Genomic DNA, 24,477 nt, shown 5'->3' on the forward strand with positions numbered 1-24,477 from the left:
AACCCAATGATTCCGGATAACGCTCGCATCCCCCGTATTACCGCGGCTGCTGGCACGGAGTTAGCCGATGCTTATTCGGCGGGTACTCTCAAAGCGCCACGCATGGCGCCTATTGCCCCCCGCCAAAAGCGGTTCAACGCCCGTAGGGCGCACGCCCGCACGCGGCATGGCTGGATCAGAATTCCTTCCATTGTCCAATATCCCTCACTGCTGCCTCCCGTAGGAGTCTGGGCCGTGTCTCAGTCCCAGTGTGGGGGGCCTCCCTCTCGGGACCCCTAGGCATCATCGCCACGGTGGGCCGTTACCCCGCCGTCCAGCTAATGCCACGCGAGCCAATCCCGCACCGCCGAAGCTTTGGCGGGAGGGGGATGCCCCCCTCCCGCTACATGGGGTATTAGTCTCCGTTTCCAGAGGTTGTCCCCCGGTGCGGGGCATGTCGCTCACGCGTTACGCACCCTTCCGCCGGTCGCCGGCACCGGTCATCGCTGACCGGCCCGCTGCCCCTCGACTTGCATGTGTTAGGCCTGCCGCTAGCGTTCATCCTGAGCCAGGATCAAACTCTTCATTGTATAATACGACTTTCGTCTTCTTTCCTTGCACCGGCCGGAGTTTCCCCCCGGCCGGAGGGGGCCGGCTCTGCCGGCCCCGCTCGGGCTTCCTTCTTCCGATTCAATGAACTTCCCCCGGCCGGAGGAGGCACCGAGGCCCCCCTTCCCGAACGGGACTGCAAAGGTAGCGCTCTTTGCCGGATTTCCAAACTTTTTAAGGACTTTTTTTCGACTTTTTTCGGTTTTTTTTCGATTTTCCCCCGCCTGCCATATGCTTTTCCCAGCTTTTTCCAGCCTGCCGCCGCCTTCCCTCCGCCTCCCCGGGGCACGGAACGCATCCGCACAGGGCAGACGACGGGCAAACACGGCATCGCCCCGCGACACATCCCCTGGGCACGCAACGGACACAAGCCGGGCAGGCAACGGTTCGTACACCTTTATTATATATAATGCAGCATTATTATGCCATGGCATGCACGGGTCCGGAAGCGGCTGCAAATATTTTTTTCGCGCATCATTTTTCCTACCGGAAATTTTCAAGATGAATTTTCAAGCGGTTTTTATCAGAAGCTGTCTAAATTTTTTAAGAAGAGGGCACATATTTCACCACATTTTTCTTATTTTCACAACAATTTTAGAAAACCGAATAAATTTTAGAAAACTGCATAAAATGGAACATACGAAAAAGACTGAAGACATTTATAAATTATCCCTTGAATACCACAGGGCATATCCGAAAGGAAAGCTGGCCACCATACCGACAAAACCGCATAACACACAACAGGATCTGTCTTTGGCCTATTCTCCGGGAGTAGCCGCCCCGTCGCTCGAAATAGCTGAAAATCCTGAAAATGTATACCAATACACGGGAAAAGGGAATCTTGTCGGGGTCATTACAAACGGGACGGCCGTCCTCGGGTTGGGAAATATCGGTGCGGAAGCATCCAAGCCGGTAATGGAAGGGAAAGCATTCCTGTTCAAGATACTTGCGGGAATCGATGCCTACGACATTGAAATAAATACCGAAGACATCGAAAAATTCATCGATACAGTAAAAATGATAGCTCCGACCTTCGGTGGAATCAATCTTGAAGATATAAAATCTCCGGAATGTTTCGAAATAGAAAGAAGACTAAGAAAAGAACTCGATATACCGGTAATGCACGACGACCAGCACGGAACGGCAATAATATCTTCGGCAGCGCTTCTCAATGCAATGGAAATAGCGGGCAAGAGAATGGAGGACGTACGCATCGTAATAAACGGGGCGGGAGCAGCCGCAATAGCATCGGCAGACATGTACCTTAAACTCGGAGTACGCAAGGAAAATATCATAATGTGCGACAGCAAGGGGGTGATAAACAAAACGAGGGACAAACTCACCGAAGAAAAACTCCGTTTTGTCAATGAAACCTCCGCCAGGACTCTCGATGAGGCGATAACCGGAGCGGACGCATTCATAGGTTTTTCAAAAGCCGGTGTCCTTAAACCGGAGATGGTGATGAGAATGGCCCCGAGCCCACTGATACTCGCCCTTGCCAACCCTGAACCGGAAATAAATTATGACGAAGCAAAAGCAGTGAGAAAAGACCTGATAATGGGGACAGGCAGGAGCGATTATCCTAATCAGGTAAACAATGTCCTCGGCTTTCCTTATATATTCAGAGGTGCGCTCGATGTCAGGGCCCGTGAAATAAACGACAAAATGAAACTCGCCGCGGCCAAAGCCATTGCAGGACTGGCAAAAGAAGAAGTGCCCGAAGAAATACTCCGGGCATATAACAAGAAAAGCATGTCTTTCGGACCGGATTATCTGATACCGGTGCCGCTTGACAAGAGGCTGCTCTACCGTGTAGCATCTGCCGTAGCAGAAGCCGCCGTGGATTCGGGAGTGGCGAGAATCGGATACGATGCCGTAAAATACAGGAAATACGTAGAACGCATCTGCCGTGAAAGATGTTATGTTTCAGATAAAATAAGATAATGTGATTGCATCACCGTGTAATCGGCTGCATCACCTTATGATTATTTCGTCCGTAAACAGGCAACCGTTGTCGATTCCGTTCGACAATGCAGTGTATCTTACGTAGCGCGCATCTGTGTCCCCAGACCATGAATAGGTACGGAAAATAAGTTCCGTGGCATCCTTTGGCACATCGGTAAACTGGCGGGAGAGTTCCGTAAATGACTCTCCGTCATCGGATACGGATATTATCACTTCCTCCGGTTGCCACAGCCAAGGGCCGGTAAGCTGCATGAATTCGGCCCCGATATACCTTATCCGGGTAGGTTCGCCGAGGTCGATGACAACATCTACGTCACGGTTTATGAAACCCTGCCAACGGCCGTCGGCATAAGTCCAGCCTCCCCTCACCCCGTCTACAAGGGCAGTATCCCCGCCGGCAGGATAATAACGCGAGAACGGCTGGATATATTCTATTTTCTTTCCGACTGCAAGATGTTTTTCAGGGCGGGCCGCTTCCGGTCTCTCACCTTTCTCCTTCCGTATGTCAAAAGGATGGTAGCCGCGTGAAAGAAGAAAATCAGTCTCGGAAATGACATTCTTCCTGAATGATTCCCAGTCCTTACGGGAAGGAAGGCTCCACGCGGTCTCCGCGATGGACAATACGCGCGGATAAAGCATATATTCCGTATACCAGTCAGGCTGGATATATTCGCACCAAAGATTTGACTGCACACCTATGTAATGAGATTGCAATTCCGGAGAAAGCGTATCGGGAACAGGCTCGAAAGAATAGGTTTTCGCCAATGTCAGATAACCTCCCTTGGCTACAGGCTGAGTGAATGGGGCATCCTGATAGGCATCGATATAACAGAATTCTCCCGGAGACATAATCACATCATTGCCTGCCTCGGCCGCCTCTACCCCATAATCGAGCCCACGCCATACCATTATCGCTGATGAGGCATTCACGCTGTCGCGGAGAATCTCATCCCAACCTATCAGTTTCCGTCCGTGGTCGTTAAGGAATTTTTCTATCCTGCGCACAAGGTATCCCTGCAAACCGGCTTCATCGCCCAGCCTCTCTTCCTTTATCCTCCGCTGGCAGTCCGGACAGTTTTTCCACCCTTCATGGGCCGCTTCGTCCCCTCCGATATGGATGTATTCCGATGGGAAAAGTTCCATTACTTCGGTCAGGACATTTTCCAGAAACACGAAAGTTCCCTCCTTACCTACACATAACTCCGAATTGACATACGGCTTCCCGGAACAGGAAAGCTCCGGATAGACTGCCAGGACTTCCTCCGAATGGCCGGGCATCTCTATTTCGGGAATCACGGTTATATGTTTTTTTGCGGCATATTCCACAATTTCCCTTATGTCTTCCTTAGTATAAAAACCGCCGTCCGCATCAGGATGGTCCGCCGTGCAATATTTGCGGCCGCCATTCCACCATGCTTCCCAGTCAGGATAAGGCCTCCACGCGGCTATTTCCGTCAGTTCCGGATAACGGTCAATCTCTATCCTCCAGCCTGCACCATCGGTAAGATGCCAGTGAAAACGGTTCAGTTTATAACGGGCCATAGCATCCAACTGCTTCATTACGAATTCCTTAGTCTTGAAATGGCGGGAAACGTCCAAATGCATTCCACGGTAAGGAAAACGCGGATAATCGGTTATTTCGACATAAGGCAGCCTGCCGTCATCGCATAAAAAAGAAAGGGTCTGCAAGGCATAGAAGACACCGGCATCGGAAAGGGCCTCTATGGAAACCCCTCCACCGTCCACGGACATACGGTAACTTTCGCAAGAAGCCACACCGGCTACCGTATCCTTTATTGCAATATATACATTATAAGGTGCAAGGGTATCCTTTATCATGTCCGCAGGAAGGACAGAAATGGTTTCAATGTCCTCCGCAGTAAGCGGAATCTCAAAATGCCCCCGGTGCATTTCGACGTGTTGGGGCTGTGGGATTACAGGCAGCAGGGCATCGGAGCCGCCGCATGCCGATAACAGGAACGGGAAAAACATAAAAAGGATGAATTTGGCTGGCTTCATGGTATTTTTATTTTAAAACATTAAATATCAATCATTAAGATATATTCTCTGCACTCTTTGCGATGGGGAAGTCAGTATTTCATACGGGATAGTGCCGATTGCCTCCGACAGCCTCGATACCGGAAGGTCGTCACCGAAAATCACTACGGTATCGCCCTCTTCGGCATTAATGCCGGTAACATCGATCATGCATGCATCCATGCATATATTCCCGACTATCTGGGCAAGGCGACCGTTGACGGAAACCCGGGCGGCTCTGTTTCCGAGATGCCGGTCGAGTCCGTCCGCGTACCCTATAGGTATCACGGCTATCCTCGAATCGCGGTCCACGAAAGTTTTCCTTCCATAACCTATGGAATCTCCGGCACGGACGTCCCTAATTTGGAGAATCGTTGTTTTCAAGGTACTTACGTTCCTCAATCCAGTATCCCCGCACATGCTGATTCCATACAGACCTATTCCCAAACGCACCATATCCATCTGGTATTCAGGGAAGCGTTCTATTCCGGCAGAGTTAAGGATATGCTTGAGGACCCTGCATCCGGCAGATCTTTCTATGGTTTCGGCGGCTTCCTTGAAGCGTGAAATCTGAAGCATTGTAAAATCATCGAGCGAAGGGGTATCGCTCCCCGCCAAATGGGAAAATACCGATTTTACTTTCACCGTTTCCTGGCCTTTGAGCAATGCGCACAGTGCAGGGACGTCTTCCGGAGCAAAACCAAGCCGGTGCATCCCCGTATCAATTTTTATATGAATAGGGAACGATACGGCTCCGCGGGATTTGCCTTCACGGATGAAAGCGTCCAGAAGTCTGAAACTGTATATTTCCGGCTCCAGAGCATGGTCATACAGAAGATTAAGGCAGTTCATCTCGGGATTCATAACCATTATCGGAATCGATATCCCTTCATTGCGGAGCTCGACACCTTCATCAGCGACTGCTACGGCGAGCGCATCGCATCTATGCTCCTGCAATGTTCTGGAAACTTCCACCGCACCGGCCCCGTAAGCGGAAGCCTTTACCATACATATCATCTTCGTATCGGGCCTGAGCCTGGATTTGTATCTATTGAAATTGTGGACAATGGCACCGAGACTGACCTCCATAACCGTCTCGTGAGCCTTCTGCTCCAGCCTTTCCGTAATCCTTTCGAAGTGGAAACTCCGTGAACCTTTTATAAGCACGAGCCTCCCCGAAAAATCTGAAGCCCTGAAGTCCGCCAACAGCTCTTCGGTAGAACGGTAGAAAGCCTTGCCGATACCGAAAAAATCCGAATGCGACGAAAGTTCAGGCCCGACTCCGATGATATTATCCACGGACTTGGCCTCCACGATTCCGGCCACCTGCCGGTACAGGATATCCGAAGGGCAGCCCGATTGCAGGATATCCGAAAGAATCAGGGTAGTCTTGCATCCGCTTCCGCCCTTTCTTCCGGACAGGAAATCCAGGGCAATGGCGAGTGAATTTATATCCGAATTGTACGTATCGTTTATAATCAGTGTCCCGTTCCGTCCCTGCTTGACTTCGAGCCTCATGGCTACGGGTTCAAGCGTGGAGAAAGGAAGCATGCCGTCCAAAAGCGACGGGTCAAGACAATATGCCGTGCAAATGCAATGGAGTACATCCGCAAGCGAGGCATCGTCCGTAAAAGGTATCTCGCACCGGCCTTCCCGACCGTCATACTTTATTATAAAAGATGTGGAAAATTCTTTTTTCGTTATCCCGCTCACGAATACGGTGGCATCATGATTTTCCATGCTCCATGTCACCTTGCGAGCCGTCAGAGCGACACTGCGCACAGCTTCATCCGCTACCTTGTCATCAGCACAATATACTATAAAAGACGAATCCCTGAACAACTTCAGTTTTTCAAGAGCCTTTTCTTTCATTGAAGGAAAATTTTCCTGATGGGCCGCACCTATGTTCGTCAGAACTCCGATATCGGGTCTGACAATCCTTTCGAGCCTTTCCATTTCACCCGGCATGGATATTCCGGCTTCGAAAACGGCCAGATTGTACGAAGCATCCATATTCCAGACGGACAGAGGCACCCCGATTTGCGAATTATAACTTTTCGGAGACCTTATTATATTGTATTTTCCGCAAAGAAGATGATACAGGAATTCCTTTACCACGCTTTTCCCATTACTGCCGGTTATCCCGACTACCGGAAACCGGAAGCGGTCCCTGTGATATGCCGCAAGCCGCTGCAAAGCCGAAAGCGTATCGGGCACCCGGAGAAAAACCGCATCCGATAGTCTTTCCATTCCGGGAATATCATGCGAAACCACGAAACACCGCACTCCCATCCGGTATGCATCATTGACATATTTGTGGCCGTCATTCGTACCGGTCTCGATTGCGAAAAACAATGTAGAGTCTGGGAAAGACAGCCTCCTGCTGTCCACGGACAGTTCCGAAAAAGCATAATCCCCTGCACCGACGGCATTTGCGCCTAAAATACGTGCCGCTGCGGATATAGTGTATTCCATATCAAACCTGTTTTCAATATTCAAAAATAGCAAATATCGTCATCTGATGAAATTTATTTGCATACATTTGGAAAATTTTTAAAAAATTGACATAAAAATATGCGTAAGATTATTTATTTGACATTGATTGCATCTGTTTGGGCCGGCATGGTACTGGCCGGTTGCAAGGAAACCACCCAGGAGGATCCGGAGATTCCGGATGGCGGAGGAAATGACAGTACGGAAGTAATCGTTCCGGAAATTACGGACGAAATGATAACGGATTATTTCGGGGGGACCCTGGAAGGGAGCGACAGCCTGTTCAACGGGACACTCGCAATCGGAACAGATGCCATAGATGAAAACAGGGAGCGTATCTGGAATTTGTGGGTACAGGCGAACAACCAATACAGTGAAGACCCGCTGCCTGCACCTGACGATTTGCTGAATTCGCACCAGGCAAGCCACTGGACCCTGCCGCAAGAGCTCGAACCCAATGCAATTATGCCGTTCTACTATGGTTTCAAGGGGAGCGCTCCGACTGAAGGGTACCCGCTTTTCGTTTACCTGCACGGTTCCGGCTCGAAATATGCCGAATGGTCTACAGGGCTGGCTCTCTGCCAGGAATTTGACGACAGCCCTTCACTTTATTTCATTCCTCAGATTCCCAACATAGGGGATTACTACCGCTGGTGGCAGAAAGCGAAACAATTCGCATGGGAAAAACTGTTGCGCCTTGCTTTCATCTCGGGCGACATAAATCCTGACAGGATATATTTCTTCGGCATATCCGAAGGAGGATACGGCAGCCAGAGGCTTGCATCGTTCTATGCCGACTACCTGGCAGGTGCAGGCCCTATGGCCGGAGGAGAACCGCTGAGGAACGCCCCGCCGGAGAACTGCGCGAACATCGCATTTTCATTAAGGACAGGCGGAGAGGACACCGGCTTCTACAGAAACACGCTGTCGATAGCGGCTAAAAATTATTTCAACGAACTGGAAGCGGCCCATCCGGGATACTATGTACATAACGTTGAAATCATTCCGGGATACGGACATTCGATAGATTACTACCCTACAACCCCATGGCTGAAAGAATATGAAAGGAATCCTTATCCAACCTACGTCGCATGGGAAAATTTCGAGATGGACGGAATATACAGGGACGGCTTTTATAACATCGCCGTAATAGAAAGGTCGAATGACGATTATTCCACAAGGACTTTCTATGAGATGACAATCGACGGCAACGACATCACGATGAATGTGAACGAAACCACGACTACGGCAACCGAAACCGACCCGCTGTACGGAATAGAACTGGAAATCGAGAAGAGTTACGCCCCTTCCCAGAAAGGACGGTTCCTTGTCTACCTTTGCCCGGAACTTGTGAATCTGGACGAGGAAATCAGCCTTACGGTAAACGGCACAGAGGTCTTCAGAGGGATAGTGGAACCTGATATCAGGCATTTGGTCAACAGTTGCGCCACATTCTTCGACCCTCAAAGGCTTTACCCTGCCGCCATCGAGGTGGATTTGGGAAAGCTGGAGTAATCCGATTGGGCCGGGCCGGGCTTGGATTGGTGGCTGGTTGGATGGCCGATTGGGCCGGTTGGATGGTTGAGTGGATGATTGCGGGCACACCCGAAAATGGCTATCAATCACATAATCCATTAAGCATCAACATATTACGAACAACTACACCAAATACTGATGTGGATTCCGAGGGGTACGAAACCTCTTGAAATCCACATCGGTTTTCTTTATACATCCTCATAAACACTTGATAAACAGCAAGTTACTCACAATTATCCAATTTTATAGCGTGCGCCTAAGATTGCAGTTCAAGACCCGGGGATAAGGTTCACGCACTGGAGATGCAATTCATGCGCTTGGGATTGCAGTCAAGTTCTTAGAACTGGATACTGTTTCAAACAGTGTGTCTGAGATATAGGATAATATCAAACTGTTACAGGAAGTTTATACCTATATCCTATGCCTTTCTGCATCATAACAATTTAATGCAAGAGAATAGATATATGAATATTCCTGTCGCCTGACATGTTGACTGAAGTACAAAGACAACATTGTATTCCCGGTATCATGCCTCTTATTGTATCTTCCAAAAGCATAATATGCCTCATATCGACTTGATGTCCACCAGGTAATGATACATGTATCATGCAAGATTTAAAACTTTCATGTCTGTCCTTTAACTCCGTTTTCAGGTTCCCGCATAATCCGGTTGTATCGAAATCAGTGTCAAGAGCAGCCTGTACAACCTTTAACTCTCCATTGGTTGCAAATAAAAAAGTAGTGATATCTTTCAAGCCTAACCGCATCGGTTGGTTGTACCCAAGCAATAGACACAAAGAGAATAATATGGAATGAATTTCATTTGTAGTGGTCGCCTGAATGGATGTAACCTCTCCAATGATTTCGGGAGCGATTAGGATAATATCATCAGTGTATTCTTTCAACTTTACAATTTGACGTACATGATTATCATCGCAATTACGCTCGCCTGCCATCGCTATGATATAGATTTGAGTACTGAAATATTCCTCTAATGTATGTATGGACAAGGATGTGTCTTTCAGATGTACAATATCGCACAACGGTGAGACAGTATTGTCTCTCTTCAATTCCGATATAACATCATCTGAGTCGCATACAACTTTTATCAACTTGTGATTAAGACTTTTTTCTCCCAATGAATCAGATGGATAGTAGTATGAATCGATAAACTTTCGGGGAACTTCCTTAACCAACCAAATGCCTTTTGCCGGGTTGTAAAACTCATACCCCGCATTGAACATCTCAAGGGCCTTGATACGTAATGTTACGGGAGCTCCATGACGGGCTCCTGTCTCCAACGCGGCATCATTGTCGTTTGTTAAATGAACATAATTCCGCGAACGGGGGATAATCCCATTATCCAATATGGACACATCTGCATTCATCGATGTCCCGTGATATAAGATTTCAGGCGGGGTACAGCACGAATAGTCCATATCTACCTGCACAGAATGCCCATATATGGCCCGAATCTTTGTTTTGTCGTCATTAAACTCAAACCGGCCTTTGGAGTCGTTGTCTACAAAATCGCAAAGTTGTTCAAAAGTAAATCCTTGTTCGTGTACAAGGTTCTCGACGGAACGCCACCCGCCGGTCTCCAGTTTACAGGTCCTGTCGTGCCGGAGCAGGTACGACAAATCGTGCGAATTCTTCGTTTTGTTACTGCTGTTTTTCATTGTTGTATTCATCTTATAATCCGCTAAGAATAAAAAGTTTATGCGGAAAGTTCAAGAACGAGGTAATGAGTTGGCAACTGTTCTGATTTCTACATACTTGCGTGATTTGCATTGATGTACAACTCATCTTGGAACAAAGGTACAACTTTTTTATGAACGAGCAAAAAAGCGGTGTATTTTTCATTATTGCAGGGTAATATTTGATTTGGTCTATCATCAATCTGCGATATATGAGTATCCCGATTCCGTCATTAGCCCCTTTCCTTTGCTCGTCTGCGAAGGTAGTACAATAGCCCTTGAAAGTTGAAAGGTCGGGCGGCAAGCTGTTTCGGTCGGAATCTTCCTCCTACGGAGAGTATTCAGCCCGAAAACCTTTCCCCTTTCAATGTCTGTACTTAGAAATGCAGACGGCAACGGAAATGAACGACTGACGAAAATGTAGATAAAGATAAACAGACAGCATACAAACGGGTTCATACATTGATAACCCATTTGTATGCTGTTCTTGTTTCTATCCATAGGGGCACTATTATTTTGCATCAGATGAATTGTAAAGTATCAATAGATACGCTACAATTTTTCTTTTCGTAGACAAATCTTAATCTGTATCTTCGTGGCATGAAAGAAGATATACGAAAAATACGGATGCGCCAAAAATGGCTTGGGATATACACCGAAACGGGTTCTGTGACAAAAACAGCCCTTCGGTGCGGGATTGCCCGTTCCACGTTATACCGTTGGATAAATCGCGAGAAAGAACAAGGTAAGTCAAAATTGTCCGATAAGTCTAAACGCCCATCAAGACTCGCAAATATGAAGGTAACGCCTGGAATTGAAACCATTATTCTTAATCTGCGTGAAACGAGAAAATGGGGAGCGCAACGGATTGCCAACTATCTGCTTAGGAAGAGAATAAAGCTCTCAGCCATGACCGTATGGCGTGTGTTGAAAAGGCATCAGGTTAAAGCTGTTGTTCAATAAGCTGTGGAGAATTACAAATATATCACTGGCTGTTAACACTTTTAAGCTCATCGGTCGGGGAACGGCCAGCGCCAAGGGGCGGGACCACCCGTCCCGACGAGCGTAAAAATGCGGCAAGCTAATGTAGCGAATCTGTTGTTATAGCACATGTAAAGGGTGTTTCCGGTAAGAATAAGCCCGATTTTGTAGCCATACAAAACGAGTTTGAGAACCTTAAAAAGTTGACGACATCACTTATACCGATGATTGAGGAATCCAAAGTTCTTCATAGAGAAAATGACTATAATTTCAATTTGAACTTCAATTCCAAACTTGATTGGTTTATGCTTACACTCAATACCATTGTCATCGCATTCTTTGCTTCTGCATATTACTTTGAGTCGCAGCGAAACAAAGATGAAGAGGATGATTCTCTCAAATACCGCTACATCAAGATGAAAGGCGATGCCTCGGCAGAGCAGATAGCCACATTGGAGGACATCTTTGAACTCAACCGCAACAACGAAGCAATTGAGCAGATGCGTGAAGATGTGGAGACCTACGAAGAGGCTGTTCGCAAACAAGCCGCCCTTGCCGAGCAAGCAAGGCTCAAAGAGCAAGCTGCAAAGGAACAGGAGAGCAAAGCCAAGTCCATTAAGAACAAGCAGGATAATAGTAAAGTTAATCATAATAAATCAAAACCCTGATTGTGACATGGCAACAGTAAAGATTAAGTTCCGACCATCAACGGTTGATGGCGGACAAGGCTCAATTTTCTATCAAGTAATCCATAATCGTGTAACCCGTCAGCAAAAGACGGGCTACCGTCTCTACGGCTATGAGTGGAACAGCCACTTGTCGGAGGTGGTATTACCCAAATTCAATGAGAATAGGAAACTGTATCTATCGGAGATTGGCGACAAAATCCGAATGGATGTCAAACATTTCCAAAAGGCCATAGCAGATTTTGAACATAGCGGATGCATTTATACTGCCGATGATGTGATAGCGGAATTTACATCGGACAGCCCCGAAAATTTTCTCTTTCCATTTATGGAGGGCGTTATTGCCAATCTGAAGACATTGGGTAAAGTCCGCACATCGGAAACATATGCTGCGACCCTTTGCAGTTTCAGACGTTTCCGAGAGGACAAGGATGTGCCATTGGATGATATGGATTCCGATATGATGATGGTATACGAAGCCTATTTGAAGCATAACGGAGTGAGCCCAAATTCCTCCTCATTCTATATGCGTAATCTTCGGGCTGTATATAACCGTGCTGTGGAGAAGGAATTTACTACCCAACGCTTTCCGTTCAGGCACGTCTATACAGGAGTGGATAAGACCGTCAAACGAGCCGTACCTCTTAAAGTCATCAAGCGAATCAAGGAGATGGATTTCTCTATGAATCCGACCTTTGATTTTGCCCGTGATATGTTCCTCATAAGTTTCTATACTCGTGGTATGTCATTCGTGGATATGGCATACCTACGAAAAAAGGATTTGCAGAATGGTGTGCTGTCCTACCGCAGACGCAAGACGGGGCAACAACTCTTAATCAAATGGGAGAAATGTATGCAGGAGATTGTGGATAAGTACGATACATCACAGTCTAACTACTTGTTGCCAATCATCAAGCCATTCAGCGAAATAGACGAACGCAAACAATACATTTATGCGGCACACAACATCAACCGTTGCCTGAAAATCATCGGAAAAGAACTCGGATTATCCGTTTCGCTTACTCTGTATGTTGCCCGTCACGCTTGGGCGAGCATTGCCAAGAGCAAGAATGTACCGCTGTCGGTTATCAGTGAGGGAATGGGGCACGATTCAGAGGCTACCACTCGTATCTATCTTGCATCATTGGACACTGTAGCCATCGACGAGGCAAACAGCATGATACTGAAATCTCTATGAGTGAAGGATTGTTGAGCAAATGGGAAAATCTCTTTGGAAGAGAAGAGATTACTGATGCAAAAGTACACATTTTTCGGCAAATAGCAACAAATTACACTAAAAATTTATGTCCGATTTTGATTTTGTTTAGTGGTGATGTGGATTGTTGAGCAAACTATATTGGGTCTATTCAAATAACCGGCTCGTAATCAATGAGGATATGTCGCATAAATCACTCTTCCAAAGAGACGTAACCTGTTATTTCGATTTATGCGCATTAAGAAATATTGTATAACACTGATTCTCTTGCTGTTTGGTGTAGGTGTTGCGCATTCGCAAGAGAGACACACGGAAATCTGTGTTGATTTCCGTGTGAACAGTACGGTCATAGATTCCGCATACTCGGACAATGCCGTCCGTATGCAGGAGATAATAGATTTCCTACGAACAATCCGTCAGGACAGTACAATCAACATCATTGAAGTATCCTTCTGTGGAGCAGCCTCTCCCGAAGGCAGTTATCAACTCAATCGCAAGTTGGCACGTGGTCGTCTCGAAGCACTTGAGAAACTCGTCCGCAAAGAGGTGGATATTCCCGACAGCCTCATTACCCGTAATGACAGCTATATACCTTGGGACTATCTCAAATCTCAGATTGAGGATTCTGGACTTGTCCGCAAGGATGAAGTAATTGCCATCTTGGAGGAAGAAGCTCGATTGGTGGACTATCATCATCCGAATATGCATATCGACAACCGTATCGTAAAGTTGCAAGCATTGGACGGAGGCAAGGTATGGCAGCAGATGAACAAACTCTTCTTCGAGCAAATGCGAAATGCCTCTGCGGTATTCGTAACTTACAAGAAAGAGTTACCACCCGTGCAAGAGCCTGTAATCGTGCCTAATACCGTTGTAGTTGAACCTCCCGTTGAAGTTGTAGAGATTGTTCACGATACAACTGCAATTATAGAAACGCTTATCCCTGAGGTAGAGGGATGGAGCCGCAAACTACATTTGAAAACAAATGCCATAGGTTTAGGGATGGCTATTGCCAATGTAGCCGCAGAAATAGACTTGGCGAAGCATTGGTCATTTACTCTTCCTGTCTATTATTCGGCTTGGGACTATTTCAAATCGACTATCAAGTTCCGCACCTTTGCCGTTCAGCCTGAGTTTCGCTATTGGTTATCGGAAGAGAATGACGGATTCTTCGGTGGGGTACATTTCGGCTTGGCATATTACAATTTTGCTTTTGATGGCGATTACCGCTACCAAGACCATAACCGTGAGACACCTGCCATCGGTGGAGGTGTGAGCATCGGTTATCGTCTGCCCATCAGCAAGAACAACCGTTGGAGAGTGGAGTTCTCTCTCGGAGCAGGTGTATATTCCCGTCACTACGACAAGTTCCACAATACTCCACGTACGAAAGTCGGTCTGATGATAGAGAGCATCAAGAAGACCTATTGGGGCATTGACCAAGCAGCGGTATCATTCTCCTATTCGTTTGACTTAAAAAAGAAAGGAGGCAAGCGATGAGAAAGATTCTATACCTTATTATATGCCTGCCGATTCTGCTTTTTTCGGCTTGTGATGTTCACGAGTGGCCAGAAACGCCAGAATTTGTAAAACTGCATCTTCGTTTGAACTATGAAACGGATATGACCGAATGGGAACACCTCTACGATGGTGCAGAGGTCATTGAGCAGGGATATGGCGAGACATACGACAATCATCGTGATTATGGCAAGATACGCTACATCGTCCGTGCCTATCCTATATCGGAGAAGCAACGCACGATGCAGGACTATACACAGGAGTTCGTTTTTACAAAGGATATAGCTGAGGGTTACGACCACGAAGTGACACTTGATGTTCTCCCCGGCAACTACAATTTTATGGTATGGTCGGATTTGGTGCAGACAAGTGGCGACAGCCATTTCTACAATGCCGATAACTTCGCAGAAATCACCTTGCAAGGCGACCATAAGGGAAACAATGATTACCGTGATGCTTTCAGAGGTACGAACAACATAACTCTTGTAGCGGACAATATGGAACGCTTGCCCGATACGCTTGATGTGGTGATGCAACGTCCTCTTGCCAAGTTTGAGTTCGTCACCAACGATGTGGTGGAGTTCATAGACAAGGAATCTACCCGTATTGCATCAAAAGCCAACGGAAACAAGGCTGCATCAACCGATGATACCCCGACAAGAGCCGTAAACATCGAGGATTACAAGGTGGTGTTCTACTATGTGGGATTTATGCCCCACGCTTATAGTATGCATACCGACAGGCCTGTGGATTCCTCTACGGGAGTGATGTTTGAATCTACTTTGAAGAAGCTCTCCGAATCGGAGGCCTCAATGGGCTTTGACTATGTATTTGTGAACGGCAAGAAGTCGGCTGTAACGGTGCAGATAGGTGTCTACGACAATGAGGGTACACAACTTTCATTGACCGAGCCGATAGAAGTTCCATTAAAGCGTAGCCACCATACCATACTTACGGGTATGTTCCTGATGTCTGAAGCATCGGGAGGTGTAACCATCAATCCCGACTTCGACGGAGACCATAACCTCATTTTCCCCTAACAGATAGACATAATGAAGAATCTACTACATAACATACAGATATTGGCGATGCTTGCCTTGACTATGGTAGGCATACAATCCTGTTCCGATGATTTGCACGATGTGGGCGATGTTCAAGTGAATTTCACCGCTACACTCCCAACTGATACCCGTACCCGTGCATTCGGTAAGGCAGAACAAGTGAATACTCTCATCGTGGGGATATTCAAAAAGGGGGTTGCCGATGTACACACCAACAACGGTGGCAGTTGGAGTTATTACGAAATAGACCGCCAATCATTCCCTATCAATGGCACTTCGGTAGATGTGCAGCTCACATTGGCGCAGGAACAGACATACAGTTTTGTCTTTTGGGCGTATGATGGCAATCAGAACATCTACGACATAGATGATCTGACCGCCATCGTAATGAATCCTCTGCCCAGTCCGATTACATTCTCTGAGGCAGAAGCAATGGACGCATTCTTTGCCACAATGGAGGATATTACCATTACAGGAGATTGCAGTTATCCCGTTGAACTTGTCCGTCCATTGGCTCAAATCAATGTGGGAACAACGGGAACACCGATGCAAGCTACATTCAAGGCAAAAGCAGTTCCCGATACTTTCTATCCGTTCACCAATACCGTAAGCGGAACAGCCGATTACACTTGGAATTTCAGCGAAACCACAGCCGAGACATTCTCGGCTGACGGCACAGAATATAACTATCTCGCTATGGGCTATGTGTTAGCCCCGACCACAGCCACGAAAATTTCTGCCGAACTTACTCTGAAAGATGGTAATGCAAGAAAGACTGTGAAATTCCCGCAGGTGGAGATTGGGGCGAACCAAAGAAGCAACATAGCAGGGGACTTTACGCTGCTACAAGAGAATTGACATAGAAGTATAACCTGATAACGAGTTAAAGCCATCAGAAAAAGAATCGAGTAAAATCCGCAAAGGTGAGGAACAGTTCAGAGACCTTTACCCTGCATCAGCAGGAAACGACAGATTGATGATAATACTCGGTTCTGCATAGACATAATAGCCCTCGACAATGGGTGCGACATTCACAAGGAATGTGGCAAACATTAAGAAACAAGAAAATCAAAATAACTATTTGTTTAACAATTAAATTTTTCAAAGATGAACAAGAAATTATTCTTAGGTATGTTCGCAGCAGCCGGTATGCTGCTGGCAACATCGTGTTCGAATGACGAACTGGATGTAGTTCAGTCAGGAAACGAGGCTCAGGTGACGTTCTCGCTTGCAGCCGATGGTGGTATCGCTACCCGTGCTATCAGTGATGGTACAGGTGCAAAGAAGTTGGTATATGCAGTTTATAATGCTGATGGTGAACTCATTAAAACAACTGCAAATGCAGATGTAAATGGGCAGATTGTTGATAATAGTGCTTTTGACAATGGCCTTACTGAAAATGTAACCATTACTTTGGCTAAAGGTCAGCAATATACAGTGGCTTTTTGGGCTCAGAATCCAAATTGTACTGCTTATACAACAACTGATTTGAAGAATGTTACGGTTGATTATACAGGTCTTAACAATGATGAGACTCGTGATGCATTCTTTAAGGCTGAGACATTTACCGTAACAGGTAATGCAGATATTGATGTTGTGTTGAAGCGTCCTTTTGCTCAAATCAATGTGGGTGTAACTGAGGATGATTGGAACGCAGCTGTTGCTTCAGGAATTGAAATAGAAAAATCAAAGGTGACTATTGAAAAAGCGGCAACATCTATCAATTTGCTTACTGGTGAAGTTGATGGAGAAGAAACTGTCGAGTATGGTTTTGATATTATCCCTGCAAAGTTCACAACTCCTGAAACATTGGATGTTGATTTAGATAATGACGGCACAAAGGAGAATTATGTTTACCTTTCAATGAGTTACATATTGGCTAATGATGCTACAACAGGTTATGCAAAGACTACATTAGACGGTTTGGATTTCACTTTTGCTCCTATAAGTGGTAATAATATCAACTTTAGCGAAGGTCTTAACGCTGTTCCAGTTCAGCGTAACTGGAGAACAAACATTCTCGGTCAGCTTTTGACAGGTGATGTTACATTCAATATCTCAATCGACCCGATTTATGATGGTGAATACAATAATGGTGTTGCGTATGGTGTAAAAGCAAATAATACATATTACAAAACGATAGAAGATGCTATTAATGCGGGCGCAACAGAAATCGAATTGGCTGCAGGTTTGTGGGAGATGCCTTCTGTAAGAGATAAGATTTTGAAAATTTCTGGTGCAAACAAAGATGCGAAGATTGACTTGTCAGATGGCGTAGCTCTTCATAATACATCTGTTGATTTCACAAATGTTACCATCGTGAAAGAGAGTGAAGACTACGTTGGATTCTATCACACAAATGTCTTAAAATACACCGATTGCGTTTTTGAAAACGAATATTGGGCTTATGGCATTGAAGAAACATTCACCAATTGCGTCTTCAATCAAACATCGAACGCTCGCTATAACGTATGGACATACGGAGCCAAAACAGCCACATTTACAAACTGCATGTTCAATTCAGCAGGTAAATCCGCTTTGGTATACGGAGAAACTCTTTCAGAATGGCATACGGCAAACTTTAAAAATTGTGTATTCAACGCAACAGAACCCGTAGATGGTAAGGCTGCCATTGAAATTGATTCCCATAAGACTCCTTACAACGTGAACATTGAAAACTGTACAGCAAGCGGCTTTGATGCAGGCAGTGTAAGCGGTAATATTCTATACAACCTAAAAGATGGTGAACTTGGTACAAATTGCAATATCACTATCAAGGGTATCAATACTTACGCAGAAGGACTTGTCAAAGATGCCAATGGCAATTATATTGCTTCAAGCAACGAAGGTATTACAAATGCAATTTCTGCAGGAGCGACTACAATAAATTTGACACAAGGTAACTATGTAATACCATCATCAGCACAAAGAAAGACTCTGACATTTATAGGTACGGGTACTCCTGAAGATGTAGAGGTAGCTGTTACTAAAGTTGGCACAGGTTACGAAAACTGTGACTATGGTCTTGATGGTTCTACGGTAACTTTTGAAGGCATTACTATTACTACAAATAGTTCAACTTATATTGGCTATGCTCGTTGCAAAGGTACTTACAAGAATTGTGTAATCAATGGCACATACACACTTTATGGTGACAGCAAGTTTGAGAGATGTACTTTTAATGTGTCTGGCGATGTTTACAATATTTGGACTTGGGGTGCTCCTAATGCTACATTTGATGGATGTACATTCAATTCAGATGGTAAAGCTATGCTTCTCTATGGTCAAGAGAATACAAATTTGACCATTGAAAATAGCGTCTTTAACGATAATGGTGGTTTGGATGTTAAGAAAGCTGCTATTGAAATCGGTAATGATTACGGAAGCTCGTACGTACTGATTGTAAACAATACAGTTGTCAATGGTTTTGCAATCAATGACGAGGGTTACAATACTAACACTACTCTTTGGGCTAATAAAAACTCAATGGGAACAGATAAACTCTCTGTTACTGTTGACGGTGTAAAAGTTTATTAAAAATAAATCATTGATTACTACACCCTTCATTCGGGTTTAGCTTTATAAATGAAACTCTATCATTCCCTTGATAGATATTTACATATAAGAGTTAGTTGAGACCTGCCGTTCGTGAGAATAGCAGGTCTCATTCTTTATTAGCATAGCCCTCTTGGTGAAATCTGATGCCCGATACTCCCCAACGATAGGAGTATGCTAATTCTATTCTCTTTTCGCTGGCAAATACCATCTAACACCTTTTGCCTTATCCTGTCTGCTTATAGGTATTCAACCTAAATGCAAGAGCAATAACCACTTCAAGATTGTAGAATGTAGCCCAACTTTTAGGCGTAGCTAAATCGCATCGTTGAGTAGTTGTAGGGCAAAGTGCTCCACTCTTGTATATCGCTTTTATAGCGGCTCGGAGTGTCGGGGCTATCACCATGAACAACTCCACCAATTCCATTTCAAACATCCATACATTGATGCTTGAGATGTTCACTTTACCGCTTTCGCTGATTGTTATTATTGCTCGTTCCATAGTTACATTGCTATTGAGATTTCACTAAACGATTGATTAAGTCGGTTGCCAAACATCGTCAAATCCTTGTCTATTTTCTCGGTGGTAATCTTGGCATACTTCTGTGTCGTGGTAATGTTTGTATGCCCCAATACTCGGCTTACACTCTCAATGGGAACACCCTTGCTGAGAGCCAATGTCGCGAATCCATGACGTGTGCAATGAAAGAAAATATCCTTTGAAATTCCGCACTCTTTTATCATCTTTTTCAATGGTTTACAGATGTTCCAATAGTTGAGATTAGGGAATACCAACTTGTCCTCTTGAAACCTCTCGTAACGCTTGATTATTTGCAATGGAATATCCAACAATTTCACTTGGAAATTGACCTTTGTCTTGTGTCGCTTCGACAATATCCACTTCTCACCGTTTATCTCTACAATGTCATCGGTAGTCAGTTCCTTAATATCCACGAATGACAAGGCTGTAAAACTTGCAAATACGAACAAGTCACGGATATAAGCCAACTTCTTATCTGCAAACTCGTGTGTCATTACAGCCTTGATTTCATCTTCGGTAAGATATTGTCGTTCTTTGATATTCTGATTTACCCGATACTGAGCAAACGGATTACTCGGTGTCAGACCGTTGTAATGTGCTTTAGCCACGATTGTTTTCAGCCACATACAATGCGACCACACACTTCCATTGTGTAGCCCTGCATCAGTAGAAAGATAGATTTCATACTCCTTGATGAAGTCGGGAGTAAGTTCAAGCATAGAAATATCACTCCGCTTGTAACACTTCTTGAAACTCTCATTATCCTTATCAAAAGCACCCAGCAATGTTTCATACTCCGTTCCGATACCCTGATAGGCATTGCGAACCATTTCGGCAGTTACATAGGCTTCTCTATCCGAAATGCGTTGGTAGTGCTTGATGATTTGAGCCTTGATGTTATCCAAAGCCAAATTGATGTCTCGCGATTCTTTGCTCTTGCCTTTTGCACTGTTGCCTTTGGCATCCCACATTGTTTTTGCAATGGTCAGTTTGCAACTGAATTGAGCCACCGAGCCATTGATTGTAACTCGCCCCATAATCGGGACAATACCGTTTTTCTCTTTGCTTCCGTTCACGTAGAACAGCACCTTAAATGTACTTCGCACAATCCAATTCTTTTTTGTTACAAAATTAGTTATCAGCGAGTTGTACATTGTTATGCAGAATATGGCAGAGAGTAGAAATAAACTCCAACGACCTATAAACTTACCTCTCTATCGGGTAATGATTTGAAAACCGTCCGCCCTCATTACCTTTCATTTCCTTGCACTTTTGCATCGGCGAGGCTTTCATCAAAAGTCCTCATAAGTCATTGAACACCAGTACCGCCATCATTATTTTCTCTCATTCGTTAGATTTTTCCAGAGATATAGACTATTATTGTATGTTTGCTGATAATTTGTTAAATTTTTAAGACAAAATCTGAATATCGCACTCTTTGATCCACAACAAGGATGGTTGTATTCTATGGGGCACACCCATAAATGTTTTTTGCTTACATAACTTTTATAGCGTGCGCCATGGATAGCAAGGGACCTACCGCCCCAATCCCTGCCACAGGGCCAGAAGCCTTTCATTAGCGGCGGAGTTAAGCATACATGCTTCGTCAGAAAAAAGGACGTCCGATGAATCCGGTTCGCCGCATACGTCCATGCCTATGACATTAAAACAGTCAAGCAACATGGCGATTGCACCTGAAAGAAGTTCGAGGGTAAGACTGCCCTGGTCCCAGTTCGTAGATGCAAAGTCTTTGGAAAGCACGTCCTTATCAACCGAAATATATATTGGGATATCCGAGGATTGTCTGTCTTCCGAATCGCAAGTCCCATATTCTGAAAGGGATTGCACACCGACAGATTGCCCGCTACAAAACAATGCCTGCACCGGCTCAAAAGCTCGTAGTCCGAAAGCCATCCATTCTTCGGATATCGTCAGAACCCGCTCCGAGCGCACCTTGACGGCCTCGCTTTCCGGCACCCCGGCAATCAAGACTTTTTGCAGGAAAGGATTGGTGTCAAGCATTTTCTTCACCCAGCCACCGCAGGAAAGCAGGTCTTCGAACATCGGAGGCTGCATATCTGTATGATGGTCGAAAAGCACAAGTGAAAAAGGCTCACGAATCCTGTCCGTCCAGAGTTTTGTCAGATAATGGTAATTTCCCGAATCAAGAAAATGCAGGCCATAAGGAGAAAAGGCGGCAATGAGTTTCCCCAAAGCCGCCCCGCCTTCTTCATCGCAATAACAATCCGTCCCCTGAATTCCTCTACAGTCCAACCAGTTGAAGTTTCCGTCCCGGGCAAAAGGCTGCTCCCCGTAGGTTCCGGTAAAATCCATTATGACAGGAGCGGAAGATGCCGGAATTCGATGCTTCACATCGACAGAGCGCTGCATCGGGCCGGACATTTCCACGACAGACGAACCGGAGGAATAGCTGAACATGGTACGACACTACTGCATAAATTAATTAAACCACATGCCATCCGCCACTGCCTCCATGGCATGAATGCCCGTCATGTCCCTCATGCCCGCCTTCTCCATGACATGAATGCTCGGCTTCCCCATGGCAGGAATGACCTTCTTCTTCATGGCAGGAGTGCCCGTCACCGTCATAATGCTCATGGTTTCGGCAACTCTCGCCGGAATCGCTCAGACGTCCAGCAAGGTAATCGTTCACTACATCCATCACAGGGCCGCTGCAACCGCGAATCACAGTAAGACCATTCTCATTCAGCTTGTTGAGCGCTCCGGCGCCCATGTTTCCCGCAAGCATGACGGTTATGCCCTTCTCTTTGAAAACAGCGGCCACGCCCGACTTGCAACCGCAGCCCTGCGGGGAAGGCATGTCCTCGATGCCGATAATTTTACCGGAATCGTCCACACTTACGATTGAATAATGCTCGCAATGGCCGAAGTGGTCATCGATGCGCCCGTCACGGACAGGCAAAACTATTTTTTTCATTATGATAATTATTTTTCACCGAAAAGCACCTCGGGACCCTGGACGAACCTTATGTCGCGAGGAATCCCGGCTGCATTGATGCGGTCGAGATCGGCCTGCAATTCAGGGGTTATGCTTCCGTTTTCCTTCCTGTATTTTGCGGCAAATTCCACGTTGCCGTCGCCTTGAGTGGTGATAATCAAATCAGCCCAGCCGTTTATGGCCTCCTTGGCCTTTGCAAAATCTATCGTATAGATTCCGTCCGCATTCCTCGTAAACGCACCGGCCTTATTCATATAATTGAAACACATCATATTGGCATTGCCGTGCGAAGAAGCAGCGCCGAAACGCACCGAGCGGAAAATCCCGGCAATGTAGGTAGTGATGGCATCCTCAACGGTGATATTGGTGATTTCACCTTTCTCGATAAGCCTGCAAACCATGAAAAGCCCGAGAATGTCGGCCTTGGCCTCTTCCCAGGAAGTCTTTTCGGTACCCATGACCGCATCAACGCTGCCCTTGCCGTTTATGGTTTCCTTGATTCCCAGACCATGGGCCACCTCATGGAAGGTGACATTCCAGAAAAACGCATCGAATTTAAGGTGCTCCGTCAAAGAAGGCTCCATGAGAAGTTCCCCGATAGGCATCATGATTTTATCGAATTTGGCCTGCATGGCATTCCGCAGCTGAAGCCTGCGCGTACCCTTCATCTGATGAACCCTTTCATCATTAGGGAGATTGATGGCAATGGTCTTGCTCCCGGCGTTGCAGTCACCGGCATAATTCACCACATCATAAACGTTAAGGTCGGAAGACGTTCCTGGTACGAAAGTCTTGTATTCCGGAGCGCACGGAAGTTCTTTCTGGAGTTCCGGCAACATGGCTATGAACTTTGTCAGTTCCTTGCTCCGCTGCTCGTCCTTGAGAAGAATGAACGACTCGTATGAAGTCTTTGTCTCACGGAACTTGTCATCATAACTCTCGATAGGACCCACAACGAAATCTATCCTGCTGTCCTTCATATCCATCCATGCGAGGTCGCTCTCAAGATAATCATCAGTACGGAAGGCCTCGGCACGTTTGAGAAGATAGTTTTTCAAACCCTCATCCTCGGCAAGGGCTGCCGCCTGCTCCAGCAAAGCGCACATTTCCGCCACCTGGGCCGCATATTCCTCATGATACCAGACGGTCTTCAACGAACCGTCATCATTGCGGCGCAGCACGGTATACCACGAATCCTTGTCAGGGTCGTCGAAAGAATCGAATTCTTCCTCGGTAATGTCCTCGGGATAATAATTGCATACCGCCGGTTTTTCGCCATAGCCTTCTATGAACGGCCTGTTGTCATCGAGCCTGTCCCACGGCCCGTACTGAATCATCGCAAACTCCCTTGCCACAGGATCCTCGACCGCTTCCATCAAAGCCTTGTCGCCGAAAGTCTGCATCCAGAACAGGTTGTCGGTAATGTCCGCAATCCTGAAAAATATTTCGACAATCTGCTTCTCGTTTTCCGTAAGCGAAGCCGCCAGCGGGGAAGTCAGTTCAAACGGAGCATACTCGTCCACCTTGGACTGGAGCGGGGATTCACCCCCTGAAGTGCCATTGCACGAAACGGCCAAAACAACTGCTGCCATAGCCGGTAAAAAGGTTCTTGAAAACTTCATA

The 24,477-nt window shown here is 46.0% G+C and carries 16 protein-coding genes, 1 rRNA gene and 1 pseudogene; 9 read left to right on the forward strand and 9 right to left on the reverse strand.

Annotated elements, in window-relative coordinates; genetic code table 11:
* A 16S ribosomal RNA gene (locus B5F83_RS00005) occupies positions 1-569 on the reverse strand; the annotation flags it as partial.
* Between the two features lie 649 nt (positions 570-1,218).
* Between B5F83_RS00005 and B5F83_RS00015 the strand changes: the two are divergent.
* Positions 1,219-2,448: pseudogene (locus B5F83_RS00015) on the forward strand (malic enzyme-like NAD(P)-binding protein); the annotation flags it as partial.
* 114 nt (positions 2,449-2,562) lie between these two features.
* On the opposite strand, the gene B5F83_RS00020 reads toward B5F83_RS00015, so the two are convergent.
* Together B5F83_RS00020 and B5F83_RS00025 are read right to left on the reverse strand one after the other, a co-directional pair.
* Positions 2,563-4,572 carry a family 20 glycosylhydrolase gene (locus B5F83_RS00020; RefSeq protein WP_087275567.1) on the reverse strand — a complete coding sequence of 670 codons (2,010 nt, stop codon included), beginning with the start codon at positions 4,570-4,572 and terminating at the stop codon, positions 2,563-2,565.
* A gap of 27 nt (positions 4,573-4,599) precedes the next feature.
* The gene (locus B5F83_RS00025) at positions 4,600-7,065 is read right to left on the reverse strand and encodes a bifunctional UDP-N-acetylmuramoyl-tripeptide:D-alanyl-D-alanine ligase/alanine racemase (RefSeq protein ID WP_087275570.1); all 2,466 of its coding nucleotides are present in this window, start codon (positions 7,063-7,065) and stop codon (positions 4,600-4,602) included.
* Positions 7,066-7,164: 99 nt separating this feature from the next.
* Between B5F83_RS00025 and B5F83_RS00030 the strand changes: the two genes are divergently transcribed.
* Positions 7,165-8,598, forward strand: a complete 1,434-nt coding sequence (locus tag B5F83_RS00030; protein ID WP_087275573.1) for a hypothetical protein — start codon at positions 7,165-7,167, stop codon at positions 8,596-8,598.
* A gap of 464 nt (positions 8,599-9,062) precedes the next feature.
* Here the strand turns inward: B5F83_RS00030 and B5F83_RS00035 are convergent, their stop codons facing one another.
* Positions 9,063-10,298: an RNA 2'-phosphotransferase gene (locus B5F83_RS00035; protein ID WP_158094115.1), complete on the reverse strand. Its 1,236-nt coding sequence runs from the start codon at positions 10,296-10,298 to the stop codon at positions 9,063-9,065.
* A gap of 618 nt (positions 10,299-10,916) precedes the next feature.
* Here B5F83_RS00035 and B5F83_RS00040 point away from each other — a divergent pair.
* The 7 genes from B5F83_RS00040 to B5F83_RS00070 all read left to right on the forward strand — a co-directional run bounded on the left by B5F83_RS00040 (position 10,917) and on the right by B5F83_RS00070 (position 19,315).
* Complete coding sequence (locus B5F83_RS00040; protein WP_239383774.1) at positions 10,917-11,279, forward strand: helix-turn-helix domain-containing protein; 363 nt, start codon at positions 10,917-10,919, stop codon at positions 11,277-11,279.
* A 242-nt stretch (positions 11,280-11,521) separates the two neighbouring features.
* Entirely contained in the window at positions 11,522-11,965 is a 444-nt protein-coding gene (locus B5F83_RS10680; protein ID WP_239383775.1) for a hypothetical protein, read from the forward strand.
* 7 nt (positions 11,966-11,972) lie between these two features.
* On the forward strand, positions 11,973-13,181 hold the full coding sequence (locus tag B5F83_RS00050) for a site-specific integrase (RefSeq protein ID WP_087275582.1): 1,209 nt from the start codon (positions 11,973-11,975) through the stop codon (positions 13,179-13,181).
* Between the two features lie 399 nt (positions 13,182-13,580).
* Positions 13,581-14,699: a DUF3575 domain-containing protein gene (locus tag B5F83_RS00055; protein WP_239383776.1), complete on the forward strand. Its 1,119-nt coding sequence runs from the start codon at positions 13,581-13,583 to the stop codon at positions 14,697-14,699.
* Positions 14,696-15,757, forward strand: coding sequence for a DUF6562 domain-containing protein (locus B5F83_RS00060; protein ID WP_087275588.1), 1,062 nt, complete (start codon positions 14,696-14,698; stop codon positions 15,755-15,757). The genes B5F83_RS00055 and B5F83_RS00060 overlap by 4 nt, the downstream gene beginning before the upstream one ends.
* 12 nt (positions 15,758-15,769) lie before the next feature.
* Positions 15,770-16,636: a DUF6562 domain-containing protein gene (locus B5F83_RS00065; RefSeq protein WP_087275591.1), complete on the forward strand. Its 867-nt coding sequence runs from the start codon at positions 15,770-15,772 to the stop codon at positions 16,634-16,636.
* Between the two features lie 249 nt (positions 16,637-16,885).
* Positions 16,886-19,315: a right-handed parallel beta-helix repeat-containing protein gene (locus B5F83_RS00070; protein ID WP_087275594.1), complete on the forward strand. Its 2,430-nt coding sequence runs from the start codon at positions 16,886-16,888 to the stop codon at positions 19,313-19,315.
* Positions 19,316-19,559: 244 nt separating this feature from the next.
* On the opposite strand, the gene B5F83_RS00075 is transcribed toward B5F83_RS00070, so the two are convergent.
* The 5 genes from B5F83_RS00075 to B5F83_RS00095 form a co-directional block, all read right to left on the reverse strand.
* Positions 19,560-19,835, reverse strand: coding sequence for a hypothetical protein (locus tag B5F83_RS00075; protein WP_164484245.1), 276 nt, complete (start codon positions 19,833-19,835; stop codon positions 19,560-19,562).
* 2 nt (positions 19,836-19,837) lie between these two features.
* The gene (locus tag B5F83_RS00080; protein ID WP_087276184.1) at positions 19,838-20,983 is read right to left on the reverse strand and encodes a site-specific integrase; all 1,146 of its coding nucleotides are present in this window, start codon (positions 20,981-20,983) and stop codon (positions 19,838-19,840) included.
* A gap of 427 nt (positions 20,984-21,410) precedes the next feature.
* Entirely contained in the window at positions 21,411-22,313 is a 903-nt protein-coding gene (locus B5F83_RS00085; protein ID WP_239383778.1) for an arginase family protein, read from the reverse strand.
* Between the two features lie 25 nt (positions 22,314-22,338).
* Positions 22,339-22,833, reverse strand: coding sequence for a NifB/NifX family molybdenum-iron cluster-binding protein (locus B5F83_RS00090; RefSeq protein WP_087275597.1), 495 nt, complete (start codon positions 22,831-22,833; stop codon positions 22,339-22,341).
* Positions 22,834-22,841: 8 nt separating this feature from the next.
* Complete coding sequence (locus B5F83_RS00095) at positions 22,842-24,446, reverse strand: Zn-dependent hydrolase (RefSeq protein ID WP_239383779.1); 1,605 nt, start codon at positions 24,444-24,446, stop codon at positions 22,842-22,844.
* Positions 24,447-24,477: the final 31 nt, after the last annotated feature.

The organism is Muribaculum sp. An289, from assembly GCF_002159555.1.
GTDB lineage: Bacteria > Bacteroidota > Bacteroidia > Bacteroidales > UBA932 > Merdivivens > Merdivivens faecigallinarum.